Source organism: Kribbella sp. NBC_01484 (assembly GCF_036227145.1).
GTDB lineage: Bacteria > Actinomycetota > Actinomycetes > Propionibacteriales > Kribbellaceae > Kribbella.
The window spans coordinates 7,134,421-7,150,383 of the sequence record NZ_CP109437.1; the positions used below are offsets into that span (position 1 = coordinate 7,134,421).

Below are 15,963 nucleotides of genomic sequence, written 5' to 3' on the forward strand. Positions count from 1 at the left end.
CTTGGGATCGTGACTCCAGAACCGCAGCAGACCACCCGCCGCGACGACGGCATCGACCTCGGCGACACGATCGGGCTGGTGCACGGTCCGACCACTGACCCTGACGCCGAGCGCGTCGTCCGAGAGACCCTGACGCGCGCCGGCGTACAGACGATCATCGACGGAGAAGCGGCCGTCACGATCCGGTTGGGCGGAGGCGGCCTCGACGTGCAACCCGCTGAAGGGCTGCCGGCCGAGGGGTACGTCGTTGCCGTCGGGGGCAATCAGGTCGTGCTCGAGGGCGTCGACGGGCGCGGTACTTTCTATGCCGCGCAGACCTTCGCACAACTTGTCCAGGGCAACCACCTGGACGGCGTGGAGATCCGCGACTGGCCGACGATGCGGTACCGCGGCTCGATCGAAGGCTTCTACGGTACGCCGTGGTCGCACGCGGACCGGCTCGACCACCTGGACTACCTCGGCGCGCACCGGATGAACACGTACCAGTACGCCCCGAAGGACGACCTGTACCACCGCGAGCAGTGGCGCGACCCGTACCCGGCCGACAAGCTGGCCGAGCTCGGCGAGCTGATCGAGCGCTCGCTGCGGAACAAGGTCGACTTCACCTTCGCGCTCTCGCCCGGCCTGTCGATCCGCTACACCGACGACACCGAATTCCAGGCGCTGATCGCCAAGTTCGAGGCGCTCTACGAGCTCGGCGCGCGGGCGTTCAACGTGCCGCTGGACGACATCGAGTACGAGAAGTGGCACTGCGCCGAGGACGAGGAGAAGTACGGCGCCGGTGGTGGCGGGGCCGGGCGGGCGCAGAGCGACCTGCTGAACCGGATCCAGCGCGAGTGGGTGGCGACCAAGCCGGATCTCGCCCCGCTGCAGATGGTGCCGACCGAGTACTACGACGTGACCGAGTCGCCGTACAAGCAGGCGCTCCGGGAACAGCTGGATAGCGCGGTCGTCGTGCACTGGACCGGGATCGGTGTCGTCCCGCACTCGATCACGAGCGCACAAGCGGCCGAAGCGAAGGCGGTGTTCGGGCACGACATCCTGATCTGGGACAACTATCCGGTCAACGACTACGCGCACGGCCGGATCCTGCTCGCGGACTACAGCAACCGCGAGCCTGGCCTGGCCGACCAGGTCGTCGGCGTGATCTCGAACCCGATGAACCAGGCCGGGGCCAGCAAGCTCGCGCTCTACTCGTTCGCGGAGTTCGGCTGGAACCCGGCGACGTACGACCAGCAGGCGTCGTGGCGTCGCGCGATCGCCGAGCGGGCCTCCGGCGACCCGGAGACGATCGCGGCGCTCGAGGTCTTCGCCGACCTGACGACCTACGACGGGAAGCTGCACCTGGCGAACGCGCCGGTGCTGGCCGCGAAGATCGCCGAATTCTGGGCGACCTGGGAGGGCGGCGACCTGGCCGGCGCGATCGCGGAGCTCGAGCCGTACTTCGAGGCGATCGAGAACGCTCCGGCGCAGATCCGCGCCGGTGTGTCCGACCCGTCCTTCGCCGACGAGACCGATGCCTGGCTCGACGCGAGCTTCTACTGGGGTCAGGCGCTCCGCGAGGCCCTCCGCGTCCTCGAAGCAGGAGCCGAGGGCAACAGCTCGGACGTCGCCACCAGCCAGGCCCAGATCAACCACCTGGTCACCCAGGCCGAGGAGATCCGTGACATCCGCCTCCCGCACTCCCAGACCTACCCCCGCATCGGCGACGGTGTCGCCGACACGTTCATCGCCGAGGTGACCGCCCGGGTATCCTGACCGGTGGGCCGCGACTGGCGTTGAGGTGGGTAACCACCGGGAAACGGCCTGCCGGAGATCCGGCTGCGCCGCGCGCCTGGGCATCTGACCTGTTGTCGACGCCCGAAGGAGCGCGCGCATGACCACCGCCGAACTGATGACCGGGACCGACCTCGCCGCGGAGATCGTGGCTCAGGCGGCCGCCAGGGCGAAGGCCCTGCGGGAGAAGACCGGCGTGCAGCCGTGTCTGGCGACGGTGCTGGTGGGCGATGACCCCGCGTCGGCGACGTACGTGCGGATGAAGCAGAACCGGTCGAAGAAGGCCGGCATCGCGTCGCGGAGCGTCGTACTGCCCGCGGACACGACCACCGACGAACTGGTCACCGAGATTCACAAGCTCTCCAGCGACCCGGCGGTGCACGGGATCCTGCTGCAGCATCCGGTGCCGGCGCAGATCGACGAGCGGGCCGCGTTCGAGGCGATCGACCCGGCCAAGGATGTCGACGGCGTGACGATGCGGTCGTTCGCCGCGATGGCGTTCGGCGATCCCGGGTTCCGGTCCGCGACACCCGGCGGGATCATGCGCCTGCTGGAGGCGTACGACGTACCGATCGCCGGGGCGCACGCGGTCGTGATCGGCCGCAGCCCGATTCTCGGCAAGCCGGTCGGGATGTTGCTGCTGGCATCGAACGCGACCGTCACCTACACGCACTCGCGGACCGTCGGCCTGCCGGAGATCGTCCGGACGGCGGACATCGTGGTGGCGGCGGTCGGCAAACCCGACTTCGTCCGCGGCGACTGGCTGAAGCCGGGAGCGGTCGTGGTCGACGCCGGGTACAACGAGGGCAACATCGGCGACGTGCACTTCGAGGAGGCGGCCCAGGTCGCCCGCCTGATCACGCCGGTCCCGGGCGGCGTCGGACCGATGACGATCGCCCTCCTGCTGGAGCAGGCCGTCGACGCCGCCGAGGCTCAGGCGGGCTGAGTCAGCGGTCGCACCCGCCGTCCTTGTCCCGCCGGGAGTGCGGGCGAGCGAGATCGTCGATGCCCTTGTAGGCGTACGGATCGGTCCCGGCCACCATCACGATGTCGCGGTAGTCGTGCTTGCCGACGTGGACTCCAGGTGGCACGGACTGCCAGGGGAGCAGCGACTCCGCGCTCATGTAGTGGTTGGCGAGCGCCCGGCGGAGTCCGTGCCGGCCGGTGTTCGGCAGTGATCGGTGCAGCAGATAACCGTTGAAGATCACCGCTGAACCCGCGGGCACCTCGACCGGGACGGCATCGTCGTCGGTGTACGGGAAGTCGAACGCCTCCACTGTGCAGTCGAAGCGGAGATCGTCCTGCTCCCGGTCGGGGTAGATGACACCGCGGCGGTGGGAGCCCGGCAGAACCCACAGGCAGCCGTTCTCCACGGTGGCATCGTCGAGCGCGATCCACACCGCGGTCAGTGAGCGGTCCCTGGTCGGAATGAAGAACTCGTCCTGGTGCCATGCCTGGCCCGGCTTCCCCTCGGGCTTGATGAACAGCATCGATTGCATGGCCTTGACGTTCGGCCCGATCACCGCGGTCAGCGCCGCGACCACCCGTGGCGCCCGTAACGCCGCGAGTGCCACGTCGGACACCTTGTGTGGTTGGTGGATGCACAGGTACTTGCGCAGGACATCCGCTGTCGGCTCGGCGGCTGGACCTCCGTCGATGACGCCCAGGTCACCGCGGCACAGAGCCTCGGCCGCGGCATGGAGCGCGGTGACCTGGTCGGGCGACACGGCCTGATCGAGGACGACGAAGCCGTCCCGCCGGAACGACTCGACCAACTCGTCGGTGACCTCGGCGAAGCTGTGTACGGCGGTAACAGACTGCATCTGATGCTCCATCCGGCCTTCGGGGGCGATGACCGGCTTCACGGTCTCAGAGCACACCAGGCCCGGCCAATGTCGCGGGCGTGCGCATTACTATCTGTTCGTGACCTCGCGACCCCCGGTGATCAGCGTGAACTCCGTGGTCCAGGTCGCGGACTATCCGCCCGGGGCAACCTATGGCCCACGCACGCTGCCGAACTACGAACTGCTGTGGATCCTGAGCGGTTCGGCGCGGTGGCGGACCGAGGTGTACGACGATGCCGGCGTCCGGCAGGCGACCGTGGAGGAGGACCTTCGCCCGGGCATCGTGGCCTTGGCTCGGCGCGGGAACCGGGATGCTTATATCTGGGACTGCGATCGCCCTTCGCGACATGCGTACGTGCACTTCCAGATCGAGGACTTCGGCGGACTCGGCGATGCGTCGAGTTGGCCGTCGGTGCGATCCCAGTCCGATCCGAGCCTGCTGGACGGGCTGTGCACCTACCTGCTGGACCTTGCCGGCGTACCGTCATCGTCGGTCCGGGGACACAGTGACCGGCTGGTGGCGACGATGCTGGAGGTCTTCCTCAGCGCTCCGGCCGGTCAGTCGCGCGAGGAGATGCCGGATGCTGTCCGCCGCCTGGTCGACCATGTTGCGACCGTGTGGGCGAGGAGCGGCCCGCGAATCATCTCCGTCCCGGAGTTGGCCGCTGCGGCGAACCTGTCGGCAGGGCACCTGCACCGGCTCTTCCGGGAGCGGTACGCCTGCGGACCGGCGTACGCCCTGGATCTGATCCGGCTGGCCCGGGCCGCGACCGCGCTCCTGCGCACCAACGCGACGATCGCCGAGATCGCGTCCGACTGCGGCTACAGCAATCCGTACCACTTCTCCCGCCGCTTCTCCCTCGCGTACGGCCAACCGCCGGGATCGTTCCGGCGTCGTCGGCAACTGACCGATCCGCTCGCACCGGTCCGGGAGGCCGGGCTGCTTCCGGTGGCCCGGAGGCTGCTCGAGGCGGCACTATCCGAGACGGCTGTCCACCCTCTGACCACTCTGCTCTAGGGTTGGAGACAGACGACCAAGGAGGCGAAGACGTGGCGGTACGGGCGATCCGGGGTGCCACCCAGCTCGACGTGGACGAGCGCGAGCATCTGCTCGAGCGGTCCGCGGAGCTGGTGCGGGCGGTCCTGGAGGCGAACGATCTGGAGAACGAGGATCTGATCAGCATCCTGTTCACCGTCACGCCTGACCTGCACTCGGAGTTTCCCGCCGTGGCCGGGCGCCAGATCGGGCTGACCGACGTACCGCTGATGTGCATGCAGGAGATCGCCGTCCCGCACGCCCTGCCGCGCGTGGTCCGGCTGATGGTGCACACCGAGACCCCGCGTTCCCGGGAGAAGATCCAGCACGTCTACCTGCACGGCGCGGTAGCTCTCCGTCCAGACCTGACGGGCGCCCAGTGACCGTGCTTTTGGCCGGGCCTCCGGCGCCGGCGGGGGCATGGGGCTGTGACTCCCGCCCTTCCCTCGTCGCTTCAGTCGCTTCGCTCCCTACGCTCCTCAGTCCAGGGCGGGAGGCCCCATGACCGAGCTGCGCGGTCCGGTTCGGATCGTCGGCACCGGACTCATCGGTACGTCGATCGGCCTGGCGCTGGCGCGGTTGGGTGTCGTGGTGGAGCTCGTCGACGCCGATCCGGACAACGCGCTGATGGCGGAGCGGATCGGCGCGGGTTCGCGGCTGGTCCAGATCGAGCCGCAGCTCGTGGTGGTCGCCGTACCGCCGGATCACGTCGGCGCGGTGATCGCCGAGCAGCTGGAGCAGACCGACGCGGTCGTCACCGATGCCGCCAGCGTGAAGTCGAAGCCCCTCGCCGACGCGGGCAAGCTCACCGGTGACCTCAGCCGGTACGTCGGCAGCCACCCGATGGCCGGCTCCGAGCGGAACGGGCCACTCGCCGCCCGCGCGGACCTTTTCGACGGCGCGACCTGGGCGATCACTCCGCACGACACCAGCTCGCCCGAGGCGATCGAGCTGGTACGGCGGCTGGCCGAGGCGGCCGGAGCCCGGACCGTCGAGCTGTCTGTCGAGGACCACGATCTCGGCGTCGCCCGGGTGTCACACCTACCGCACCTGATGTCTGCGCTCGCCGCGGGCACGCTCGCCGACGCGCCGACCTCGCACCTGCAGCTGTCCGGCCAGGGCGTCCGGGACGTGACCCGGATCGCGGCCGGCGACCCCAAGCTGTGGACCCAGATCGTGTCCGCGAACTCGACCGCCCTGACCGGCCTGCTGGAGCAGATCCGTGGCGAGCTGGATCGCCTACTCGTTGCCTTGGGCAAGGAAGAGGCTGCCGAGGAGCTGACCTCGATCCTCGGGCTCGGCGTCTCGGGTGCGGTCCGGGTGCCGGGCAAGCACGGTGCGCCGCACATCGACCTGGTGACCGTTTTGGTGACCATCCCCGACCGGCCGGGGCAGCTGGCCCGGTTGTTCGCGGACGCGGCCGAGTCCGGCGCGAACGTCGAGGACCTGCGGATCGACCACAGTCCGGGCCGTCCGGTCGGTGAGGTCGAGCTGGCGGTCAAACCCGGTTCGGTCGACCAGTTGGTCGACGTACTGACCGAGCGTGGCTGGGTCGTCCACCGGTAGCCGGTCCTGATCGGTGGAATGTCCCCCGCCACAGGTAATCTTCGGGGCATGATCATCGCTGTGGACGGCCCGAGCGGCTCCGGTAAGTCGAGCACCGCGCGAGGCGTCGCCAGCCGGCTGGGGCTGCGCTACCTGGACACCGGAGCGACGTACCGGGCGGTGACCTGGTCGGCGCTGGAGCACGGACTCGATCTGGACGACACCGCGGCGGTCGCGCAGCGGTCCCGGGAGCTGCGCCTCGAGGTCAGCATCGACCCGGCGAACCAGTTCGTGATCGCCGACGGGACCGACGTGACGACCGCGATCCGGGAGCCGCGGATCAGCGAGACGGTCTCCAAGATCGCCACCAACCTGGACGTCCGCAAGGAGCTGATCCGGCGCCAGCGGGAGATCATCGACGACGCCCAGCCGACCGGCGGGATCGTGGTCGAGGGCCGCGACATCGCCACCGTGGTCGCGACCGACTCCGAGCTCAAGGTGCTGCTCACCGCCGACCAGGACGCCCGGATGGCGCGCCGCGGCGCCGAGCTGGCGGCCGGGGCGGTGACCGCCGAGCAGCTCCGCGACCAGATCGTCCGCCGGGACGCCGACGACGCGACCGTGTCGGAGTTCCTGGTCGCGTCCGACGGCGCGGTCACCATCGATTCGACGCATCTGTCCCTGGAGGAGGTCATCGACGTGATCAGCCGTCTCGCGAAGGAGGCCGAGGCCGCCCCGAGAGGGCCGAAGTCATGACAGAGCGCATCGCCGCATGACCGCGGAGCTGACCGGGCACCTGGAGTTGCCACGCACCGACGATCTGCCTCGGCTGCCGTACCGGCTCGCGCTGCCGATGCGCACGGTCGCCAAGCCGTACTTCCGGCGCAAGTACAAGCTGACCATTCACCACGAGGACCGGTTCCCGCGAACCGGTCCGGTGCTGATGACTCCGAACCATCTGAGCCTGCTCGACGGGCCGCTGCTCGGGGCGATCGCGCCCCGGATGCTGCACCAGCTCGGCAAGATCGAGGTGTTCGGCGGGCTCCAGGGGAGGATTCTCCGGCGGATCGGGCAGATCCCGGTCGACCGATCGGCGTACGACGTCCTCGCGGTCCGGCAGTCGATCAAGGTGCTCCGCGACGGCCGGGTGCTGAACATCTACCCCGAGGGCACCCGCGGTCCGGGCGACTTCAGCCGGATCCGGACCGGCGTGGCGTATCTGGCCATGGTGACGGGTGCGCCGATCCTGCCGGTGGCCCTGCTCGGGACCAGGCTGCCGCGCGGCGACGTGGAGGGTTTCCCACCGGCCGGGAGCCGGGTCGATGTGGTCTATGGCGAGCCGTTCACGGTGGAGCGCGTACCCTTTCCCAGGAGGCATTCCGACGTACGCGCGGTTGCCGACCAGATCGGCGACGTGCTGCGAGCCCATGTGAGGGCGGCCGTCGAAGCCACCGGCCACCCCCTCCCGGGCGCGCCAGACAAGAAGGACCCTGATGACTGACCTGCCCACCGGCTACGACTTCGCCGAGCCTACGCACGACCGTGAGGACACCGGGCCGCTGCCCGTGCTCGCGATCGTCGGCCGGCCGAACGTGGGCAAGTCCACGCTGGTCAACCGCATCATCGGCCGCCGCGAGGCCGTCGTCGAGGACACCCCGGGCGTGACCCGGGACCGTGTCTCGTACGACGCCAACTGGGCCGGCCGCGGCTTCACGGTCGTCGACACCGGCGGCTGGGACCCGGACGCGGTCGGGATGGCGGCCCTGGTCGCGGCGCAGGCCGAGGTCGCGATCAACGCGGCCGACGCGGTGCTGTTCGTGGTCGACGCGACGGTCGGGATCACGGATGCGGACGAGGCCGTCGTACGGGTACTGCGGAAGTCCGGGAAGCCGGTCGTGCTCGCGGCGAACAAGGTCGACGACCAGCGGGTCGAGGCCGAGGCGATGAACCTGTGGAGCCTCGGCATCGGTGAGCCGTTCCCGGTCTCGGCGATGCACGGCCGCGGCACCGGTGACATGCTCGACGCCGTACTGGCCGCCCTGCCCGAGGCGCCGCCGGAGCGCGACCCCGAGACCGGCGGCCCGCGCCGGGTCGCGATCGTCGGCAAGCCGAACGTCGGCAAGTCCTCCCTGCTGAACAAGGTCGCCAAGGAGGACCGCGTCGTCGTCAGCGACGTCGCCGGTACGACGGTCGACCCGGTGGACGAACTGATCACGCTGGCCGGCAAGGAGTGGCGGTTCATCGACACCGCCGGCATCCGCCGCAAGGTGAAGAGCGCCCAGGGGCACGAGTACTACGCCTCGCTGCGGACCAACGCGGCGATCGAGCGGGCCGAGGTCGTCGTGGTCGTGATCGACGCGTCCGAGCCGATGGCCGAGCAGGATCTGCGGATCATGAGCGCGGTCGAGGAGGCCGGCAAGGCGCTCGTGATCGCCTACAACAAATGGGACCTGGTCGACGAGGACCGGCGGTACTACCTGGAGCGCGAGATCGACCGCGACCTGGTGCAGTTCCGCTGGGCGCCACGGGTGAACATCAGCGCCCTCACCGGCCGGCACATGGAGAAGCTGGTCCCGGCCATCGAGGCGGCGCTCGACGGCTGGCAGACCCGCGTCCCGACCGGCCAGCTGAACGCGTTCCTCGGCCGCCTGGTCGCGGCGCACCCGCACCCGGTCCGGTCCGGCAAACAGCCGAAGATCCTGTTCGGCACCCAGGCGACGACGATGCCGCCGACGTTCGCGATCTTCACCTCCGGCCAGATCGAGGCGTCGTACCAGCGCTTCATCGAACGCCGCCTCCGCGAGGACTTCGGCTTCGTCGGCAGCCCCGTCCACGTCCAGATCCGAGCCCGCCAAAAGAACAAGAAGCGCTGACCCGCCGACCTGGAACCCGGTTAAGACCACTCCACAAGATGCGGTAAGGTTTACCCCGCTCGGCTCTTCGGAGGCGGGCATCGGGCTGTGGCGTAGTTTGGTAACGCGTCTGGCTGGGGGCCAGAAGACCGCAGGTTCAAATCCTGTCAGCCCGACCCAAGAGGGGCACCGATTCTGTCGGTGCCCCTCTTTAGGTTTCTTCCATGAAGACATCGGGGGACAGGCGTACCTGGGACGATCTGCAGCTGCGTCAGGCAGTAGAGGAGAACCACTCGTGGCGCGCGGTCGCTCGCGCACTGGGATTGAACGGCACGTCCGCAGGCACAATCCGTGTGCTCAAACGACACGCGGACCGGCTTGAATTGGACACCGCCCACTTCACGGGCCAACGTCGGTGGTCTGACCGAGAGCTGCGTGCAGTGATGCGCGACGCCACCTGCTGGGCGGATGTATTCGCCGGGCTGGGCGTCAGCGACGGCATCGAGACCCGGGTTCGGATCAAGGGGCATGCGGTTCGGCTCGGCCTGGACTGCACCAATCTGAGGCCGTCCGAGCCGCGGTCACTGTCAGGTGAGGTGTTCGATCAGCCTGTGCGTCCTGAGCTGCTGCGAACTGCGGCGCCTGCGATGGCGATGGCATGGTTCACCTTGCGGGGCTGCTCGGTGGCGTTGCCGATCGAGCCCGAGGTGTATGACCTGCTGGTGACTACGAGGAAGGGCGTGCAGCGCGTGCAGGTCAAGAGCAGCGCTCGCCCCGATGCCAAGGGGCGCTGGGGTGTCGAGATCGGACGGCGGCCGTACGCACTGGACAAAGTCGGCAGGCAAGATGCCGTACGACCCGGACGATATCGATCTGTTCTTCATCGTGCTGGGCGACGGCAGCATGTATGTGATCCCCAGTTCGGTGCTGGCAGGACGAATCCGCATCTATGCAGAGACCTACGCGCCGTACCGGGTGGGTGATGCGTCGGGACTGTTGCGCTGAGGAGCACCGGCCACGCGCGGGTGCGCCTCACCACAGTTCAGTGGATGTCGGCGAGTTGTTTGGGCTCGTCGATGTGGAGGGATTCGCCTTCGATGTCGACCTTGGGGGTGATGCGGTCGAGCCAGCGTGGGAACCACCAGGCGCGGTCGCCTAGGAGAGACAGCACCGCGGGCACGAGGGTCATGCGGACTACGAAGGCGTCGATGAGGACGCCGATGGTGAGGCCGAAGCCGATCGCCTTGATGATCGGGTCGTGGACCATGATGAAGCCGGCGAAGACCGACGCCATGATCAGGGCGGCCGCAGTGACCACGCGGGCGCCGTGGCCGAGACCCTCGATGGTTGCCTCGGTCGCGTGTTTGCCGTGCACGAACTCCTCGCGGACCCGGGAGACGATGAACACCTCGTAGTCCATCGCCAGCCCGAACAGCACGCCCAGCATGATGATCGGCAGGAAGCTGACCAGCGGCCCGGGGGAGTCCACGCCGAGCAGGTCCGCACCCCATCCGAGCTGGAACACCGCGACCGTGATGCCGAAGGTCGCCCCGACCGTGAGCACAAAGCCCAGTGTCGCCTTGAGCGGCACGAGCACCGACCGGAACGCCAGCAACAACAGCAGGAACGACAGCCCGATGACAACCAGCAGGTAGATCGGCAACGCGTTGGACAGCTTGTTCGACACGTCGACCCCGACCGCGGTATTGCCCGTCACCGAGATGCTCGCGTCACCGGCGACCAACGGCTGCACCGCCGACCGCAGGTTCTTCACCAGCTCTGCGGTGTCCTGACTCGCCGGGCCGCTCTTGGGGATCACCTGCAACAACCGTGTCGATCCGTCCGCACTGGCCGGCCCGGCCTGGGCCGCCACGACATCCTTCAGCTCTCGCGACTTCGCGAGTACCTGCTTGACCAGCGCATCGGACGTCGCCGGGTCGTTGCTCTTCACAACGACGACGAGTGGACCGTTCGCGCCCGGCCCGAAGGCGGCCGCGGTCAGGTCGTAGGCGACCCGCTGGTTCGTGCCGGCCGCGGCCGAGGCACCGTCCGGCAGCGCGAGCTGCATGTCCTTGACCGGGATCGCCAGCAACCCGAGCCCGAGGATGCCGACGGCAACGATCGGGACGCGGAACCTGGTCACGAGCCGGCCCCAACGGAAGCCGAAACCTTCCTTGACCGGAGCGGCCGTCGGCGCCTTGCGGATCTTGCGGGGGAGCACCCGGTTCCCGACGAACCCGAGCATGGCCGGCAGCAGCGTGAGCGCGACCAGCACCGCGGTGAGCACGGTCGCCGCGGCCGCCAGCCCCATCGCGGTCAGGAACGGTACGCCGACCACACTCAACCCGGCCAGCGCGATCACCACCGTCGCGCCGGCGAACAACACCGCCGACCCCGCGGTCGCTGTCGCCCGCCCGACCGACTCCTCCGGATCCATGCCCTGAGCAAGCTGTGTCCGATGCCGCGAGCTGATGAACAACGCATAGTCGATACCCACAGCGAGTCCCAGCATCAACGCAAGGATCGGCGCGGTCGACGACACATCAACGAACGCGGTGACCAGGAACAGCCCTGCCATCCCCGCCAGCACGCCGAGCAGCGCGGTCAGCAACGTCATCCCGGCCGCAACCAGCGAACCGAACGTGACAACGAGTACGACGGCCGCCACCGCGACCCCGATCACCTCGGTGGCTCCGATCTCGGGTACGCCGCCGGCCACCTGGCCGCCCGGGACCACCTGAAGATCCCCGGTGCTCAGTCCGCTGAGTCCGTCGTACGCCGTGGTGCTGTCCTTGGAGAGCTCGTCGGCAGGCTTGTCGAACTGGACGCTGATCAGGCCGGTCGTGCCGTCGGGGCTGATCGCCTTGCTGGTGAACGGATCGATCGCGACGATCACCTCCGGCACCTTCGCGACCTTGCCGACGGTCGCGCCGACGGCCGCCTTCACCGCCGGATCCGCGAGCGTCTTGCCGTCGGGTGCCTTCACCACGACCGCGGCCGAGGCACCGCTCGCCGCGGGCAGTTCCTGCTTCAGGGCGTCGAGCGCGCGCTGCGACTCGGTGCCCGGGATGGAGAAGGTGTTCGCAGTCTTGCCGCCCAGCGTCAACGCGCCGACACCGAGCAGGACGAGGAACAACGCCCAGACGGCGGCGACGAGGCGCCGGCGCTGGTAGGAGAACCGGCCGAGCCGGTACAGCAGATTGGCCATCGGGAGTGCGTCCGTTTCAAGTCGGTACGTGCGAGCAGGGGAGACCGTCCGCCGGCGGTCGGGATGGGTTCAGCTGCGTCCGAGCAGTCGACGGAGGGCGATGTCGCAGAGTCTCCGGAGTTCGTCGTCGGTGCGTTCGCCGGGACGCCGGCACTCGCCGAGCAGGCCGTTGACGGCGAACTTGGCCAGGTCGTGCTCGAGCGGGTCGTCCGAGCCGGCCAGGTAGTCGGTCATCTTCATGCCGTCGGCGACCAGTCCGGCGATCTCGGGCATCTCCACCATCACCGGGATGACGTCCTGGATGACGTCGATGACGCCGCGGTGCACCACGGCGAGGTCGATGAAGCGCTGGATCGCGAACTCCTGCGCCTCCGTCTGCGGCAGCGCGCCGGCCGCGGCGAGGAGCTCGGCCAGGTCGGCGGCGGCCGGCTCGAGGACCGCGGCCAGGACGGCGGGCTTGCCGCTGAAGTGGTAGAGCACCGTCGCCTTCGAGCAGCCGGCCGCGCTCGCGATGTCCTGCAGTGACGTCGCGTTGTAGCCCTTGGCCTGGAACAGGTCCATCGCCTGCCGCACGATCTCGTGCCGGGTCCGCTCCCGGGCGGGGGTGGTGACTGCCATGTCAGCCATCATCCTGACCGATCGGCCAGTTTTCAACCGATCGGTCAGGATTGTGGCTTGGTTCACGCGATGGCCGCGGCTTGCTTGCGGTGTAATGATGTAATTCGGGAGGCAGAACCATGGCTGATGAGATTGCCGGCGACGACGTACTGGATGCCTACTCCCGAGTGGTCTCGGGCGTGGCGGAACACCTCATCCCGCGGGTGGCAAGCCTGCGGATCCACAGCCGGCGCGGCGACTCGTCGGGATCGGCGGTCGTGCTGACCGGCGATGGCCACCTGCTGACCAACGCGCATGTCGTCGGCGAGGGCGAGCAGGCGAACGCCGAGTTCGCGGACGGTACGACGGCGCAGGCCCGAGTGGTCGGGGTCGACCGGCTGTCCGATCTCGCCGTACTGCGAGCCGACCGGGAGATCCCGGATCCGCCGGAGTACGGCGACGCGGATCACCTCAAGGTGGGGAACCTGGTGGTTGCCGTGGGCAACCCGTTGGGGCTGGCCGGGAGTGTGACCGCGGGCGTGGTGAGTGCGCTCGGCCGGTCGCTGCCGGTGCGGAGCGGGTCGGCGCAGCGGATCATCGAGGACGTGATCCAGACCGACGCGGCGCTGAACCCGGGCAACTCCGGCGGAGCACTTGCCGACGGCAACGGCCGGGTCGTCGGCATCAACACGGCGGTGGCCGGCATCGGCCTCGGGCTGGCCGTCCCGATGAACCAGACCACGCGCCGGATCATCTACTCGCTCCTGCATGACGGTCGCGTCCGCCGCGCGTACCTCGGTCTCGTCACGACCCCCGCGCCGCTGCGGCCCGCCCTGGCCGAACGCTTCGACCAGCGCACGGCTCTCCGCGTCGTAGAGGTGATCGCGAACAGCCCCGCCGCCGACGCCGGCCTTCGCCCCGGCGACCTGGTCCTGGCTGTCGACGGCGCCCCGCTCCGCGACGCTCAGTCCCTCCAACGACTCCTGTTCGCCGACGCCATCTCCCGCCGCACCGAAATCACCGCCATCCGCAACAACGCCCTCGTGGATGTCATAGCCCATCCCACCGAACTGACCGACCGCTAGCTCAGTTCGGCCCGGAGGAGGACGCCGCTGCCGGGTTTGAGAGGGGCGCGGGGGAAGGTGAAGTCGCGGGTGACTTCGGTGAAGCCGAAGCTCTGGTGCAGGTCGAGGATCGGGCTGTTCGCGAGGTTCGCGAAGTAGTAGACGGCGTTGGCGCGCTCGGCCGTCCAGCGAATGCGAGCGGTGGTGAGGAGTTCCCCGATGCCGTGGCGGCGCCAGTCCGGGGACACGATCAGGCCGACAAGGTAGTAGCCGGTGGGGGCCGTGGTTGGCGGGTCGTCGGGGGAGACCTCGTGGTGGATCACGGCGGCGTAGCCGACCACCTCAGTCTCGACGCACGCGACGACGGAGTAGCGCGTCGGATCCTGAAGGTCGGACAGCAGACGGCTTCGGCGCTCGGCGACAGGTCCGCCGGTGCGCGAGACGATCAGTTCGGCGCAGGCGTCGAGGTCGTCGGCGCCCATCGGGCGGATCTCGATCGGAGTGTCCGGGACCTGACGGCCGGCGTCCGGCTCGTATTCGGCGAAGTTGCTCACGACGGCAGCCTAGGCTCTGGCGGGTGGACGAACATTTGGCGTGGGCGAAGGACTTGTACGAGCGGGCGATCTTCAACGGGGCATACGACGCCCTGTCGCAGGCCGATCGTGAGCTCGACGCGGTCGAGGCCGCGTTGTTGATCGGTCGTGGCCGGGTCATGCACGGCCGCTACCTGGACACACGGATCGAGGTCCCCGAGGAGTTGCCGGCCTTCGAGCGAGCGGCCGACCTCTACCGCGCCCTGGGCGACGAGCGCGGCGAGGCCGAAGCCCAGTTCTGGATCGGCTGCTTCCACCAGGTCGTCCGCGACGACAACGCGTCCGCCCTCCCACCCTTGACTGCCGCGAGCGAGTTGGCCAGGAAGACCGGGGACCAGCTGACCCTGTCCTACGCCCTCCGCCACTTGGGTATAGCGGCCCACACGGCCGGCGACCTCGACCGGGCCCGCGCCTTGCTCGAGGAGTCCACCGCTCTCCGCCGTACCCTCGGCTTCACGGCAGGTGTGGCGGCCAACTTGGTCGGTCTCATCTACCTGGCCGCCGCACAAGGGCGCTCCGACGACGCGCAGGCACTGGCTGATGAGGCGGCTGCCCTGGCCGCTTCGGTGGGAGCCGTGATGATCAGCGCCCAGATCGAAGCAGCCCGCTCGCGGATCTAACGACTCACCAGCCGCGTTCGCGCCATTCCTTCAGGTGGGGGCGTTCGGTGCCGAGGGTGGTGTCGGAGCCGTGACCGGGGTACACCCAGGTCTCGTCGGGGAGGTCGGCGAAGAGTTTGGTCTCGACGTCGTTGATCAGGGACGTGAAGCGCTCTGCGTCACCCTGGGTGTTGCCGACGCCGCCCGGGAACAGTGAGTCACCGGTGAAGAGGTGAGGTGCGCCGTCCGGGTCGTCGTACACGAGGGCGATCGAGCCCGGTGTGTGGCCGACCAGATGGATGACGCGCAGGCTGCACTGGCCGACGGCGATGTGGTCGCCCTCGTCGACGAGTTGGTCGGTGGGGACCGGGATGCCCTCGGCGTCGTACCGGCCGGCGACCGTGGTGGCGCTGGTCCGGGCGACGACCTCGGCGAGCGCCTCCCAGTGGTCCTGGTGGCGGTGAGTGGTGACGACGCGGGCGAGCCCACCGTCGCCGATCAGCTTGAGCAGCGTGTCCGCGTCGTTGGCGGCGTCGATCAGCACCTGCTCGTCGGTCTGCCGGCAGCGCAGGAGATAGGCGTTGTTGTCCATCGGGCCGACCGCGACCTTGGTGATCATCAACCGGGCCAGCTCGTGTGTCTGAGCCGGTCCGCCGACCTTGACGTTCCCGTGGTACTCCGGCATGCGCCCTCCCTGGAAGTCGTGACAGCCCCGATCCTTGCACTCCGGCGACCGTCCGGTCATCTCGGGGCCGACTTGCATGAACTACCGCCCGCGATCGAATATACTTTCGAAGCGGCCGGTGCGGTCGGGCGTCCTCCGGGTACCTCGATCCGCCGCCGGAAGTT

Annotated in this window: 16 protein-coding genes, 1 tRNA gene and 1 riboswitch; of the genes, 12 read left to right on the forward strand and 5 right to left on the reverse strand. The window is 69.0% G+C overall.

Features of this window, described 5'->3' with window-relative positions:
* Positions 1-9 precede the first annotated feature (9 nt).
* Together OG555_RS34455 and OG555_RS34460 are read left to right on the forward strand one after the other, a co-directional pair.
* Entirely contained in the window at positions 10-1,758 is a 1,749-nt protein-coding gene (locus OG555_RS34455; protein ID WP_329476860.1) for a beta-N-acetylglucosaminidase domain-containing protein, read from the forward strand.
* A riboswitch (ZMP/ZTP riboswitch) is annotated at positions 1,759-1,847 on the forward strand.
* A 29-nt stretch (positions 1,848-1,876) separates the two neighbouring features.
* The gene (locus OG555_RS34460) at positions 1,877-2,722 is read left to right on the forward strand and encodes a bifunctional 5,10-methylenetetrahydrofolate dehydrogenase/5,10-methenyltetrahydrofolate cyclohydrolase (protein ID WP_329476862.1); all 846 of its coding nucleotides are present in this window, start codon (positions 1,877-1,879) and stop codon (positions 2,720-2,722) included.
* A gap of 1 nt (position 2,723) precedes the next feature.
* Here the strand turns inward: OG555_RS34460 and OG555_RS34465 are convergent, their stop codons facing one another.
* Positions 2,724-3,599, reverse strand: a complete 876-nt coding sequence (locus tag OG555_RS34465) for a phytanoyl-CoA dioxygenase family protein (RefSeq protein ID WP_329476864.1) — start codon at positions 3,597-3,599, stop codon at positions 2,724-2,726.
* A 100-nt stretch (positions 3,600-3,699) separates the two neighbouring features.
* Between OG555_RS34465 and OG555_RS34470 the strand changes: the two genes are divergently transcribed.
* The 8 genes from OG555_RS34470 (at position 3,700) to OG555_RS34505 (ending at position 10,058) form a co-directional block, all read left to right on the forward strand.
* Positions 3,700-4,638, forward strand: coding sequence for a helix-turn-helix domain-containing protein (locus OG555_RS34470; protein ID WP_329476866.1), 939 nt, complete (start codon positions 3,700-3,702; stop codon positions 4,636-4,638).
* A gap of 32 nt (positions 4,639-4,670) precedes the next feature.
* Positions 4,671-5,039: a chorismate mutase gene (aroH, locus tag OG555_RS34475; protein WP_328520645.1), complete on the forward strand. Its 369-nt coding sequence runs from the start codon at positions 4,671-4,673 to the stop codon at positions 5,037-5,039.
* Positions 5,040-5,157: 118 nt separating this feature from the next.
* Positions 5,158-6,222, forward strand: coding sequence for a prephenate dehydrogenase (locus tag OG555_RS34480; RefSeq protein WP_329476868.1), 1,065 nt, complete (start codon positions 5,158-5,160; stop codon positions 6,220-6,222).
* A 48-nt stretch (positions 6,223-6,270) separates the two neighbouring features.
* Positions 6,271-6,957, forward strand: coding sequence for a (d)CMP kinase (gene cmk / locus OG555_RS34485; RefSeq protein ID WP_329476870.1), 687 nt, complete (start codon positions 6,271-6,273; stop codon positions 6,955-6,957).
* A 16-nt stretch (positions 6,958-6,973) separates the two neighbouring features.
* Positions 6,974-7,702: a lysophospholipid acyltransferase family protein gene (locus OG555_RS34490; RefSeq protein ID WP_329476872.1), complete on the forward strand. Its 729-nt coding sequence runs from the start codon at positions 6,974-6,976 to the stop codon at positions 7,700-7,702.
* Positions 7,695-9,074, forward strand: a complete 1,380-nt coding sequence (gene der, locus OG555_RS34495; protein WP_328520649.1) for a ribosome biogenesis GTPase Der — start codon at positions 7,695-7,697, stop codon at positions 9,072-9,074. The genes OG555_RS34490 and der overlap by 8 nt, the downstream gene beginning before the upstream one ends.
* 81 nt (positions 9,075-9,155) lie before the next feature.
* Positions 9,156-9,229: transfer RNA gene (locus tag OG555_RS34500), tRNA-Pro, on the forward strand.
* A 619-nt stretch (positions 9,230-9,848) separates the two neighbouring features.
* Positions 9,849-10,058 (forward strand): hypothetical protein, encoded by a 210-nt coding sequence (locus OG555_RS34505; RefSeq protein WP_329476874.1) that lies wholly within the window; start codon positions 9,849-9,851, stop codon positions 10,056-10,058.
* Between the two features lie 37 nt (positions 10,059-10,095).
* On the opposite strand, the gene OG555_RS34510 is transcribed toward OG555_RS34505, so the two are convergent.
* Together OG555_RS34510 and OG555_RS34515 are read right to left on the reverse strand one after the other, a co-directional pair.
* Entirely contained in the window at positions 10,096-12,261 is a 2,166-nt protein-coding gene (locus OG555_RS34510; protein ID WP_329476876.1) for an MMPL family transporter, read from the reverse strand.
* Positions 12,262-12,330: 69 nt separating this feature from the next.
* Entirely contained in the window at positions 12,331-12,879 is a 549-nt protein-coding gene (locus OG555_RS34515; protein WP_329476878.1) for a helix-turn-helix domain-containing protein, read from the reverse strand.
* Between the two features lie 119 nt (positions 12,880-12,998).
* Between OG555_RS34515 and OG555_RS34520 the strand changes: the two genes are divergently transcribed.
* Positions 12,999-13,943 carry a S1C family serine protease gene (locus OG555_RS34520; protein ID WP_328520653.1) on the forward strand — a complete coding sequence of 315 codons (945 nt, stop codon included), beginning with the start codon at positions 12,999-13,001 and terminating at the stop codon, positions 13,941-13,943.
* On the opposite strand, the gene OG555_RS34525 is transcribed toward OG555_RS34520, so the two are convergent.
* Positions 13,940-14,476 (reverse strand): GNAT family N-acetyltransferase, encoded by a 537-nt coding sequence (locus OG555_RS34525; RefSeq protein ID WP_329476880.1) that lies wholly within the window; start codon positions 14,474-14,476, stop codon positions 13,940-13,942. The genes OG555_RS34520 and OG555_RS34525 overlap by 4 nt on opposite strands.
* Before the next feature lie 23 nt (positions 14,477-14,499).
* Between OG555_RS34525 and OG555_RS34530 the strand changes: the two genes are divergently transcribed.
* Positions 14,500-15,135, forward strand: coding sequence for a tetratricopeptide repeat protein (locus OG555_RS34530; RefSeq protein WP_329476882.1), 636 nt, complete (start codon positions 14,500-14,502; stop codon positions 15,133-15,135).
* A 4-nt stretch (positions 15,136-15,139) separates the two neighbouring features.
* Here OG555_RS34530 and OG555_RS34535 read toward each other — a convergent pair whose 3' ends face one another.
* Positions 15,140-15,799 carry an MBL fold metallo-hydrolase gene (locus tag OG555_RS34535; RefSeq protein ID WP_329476884.1) on the reverse strand — a complete coding sequence of 220 codons (660 nt, stop codon included), beginning with the start codon at positions 15,797-15,799 and terminating at the stop codon, positions 15,140-15,142.
* Positions 15,800-15,963: the final 164 nt, after the last annotated feature.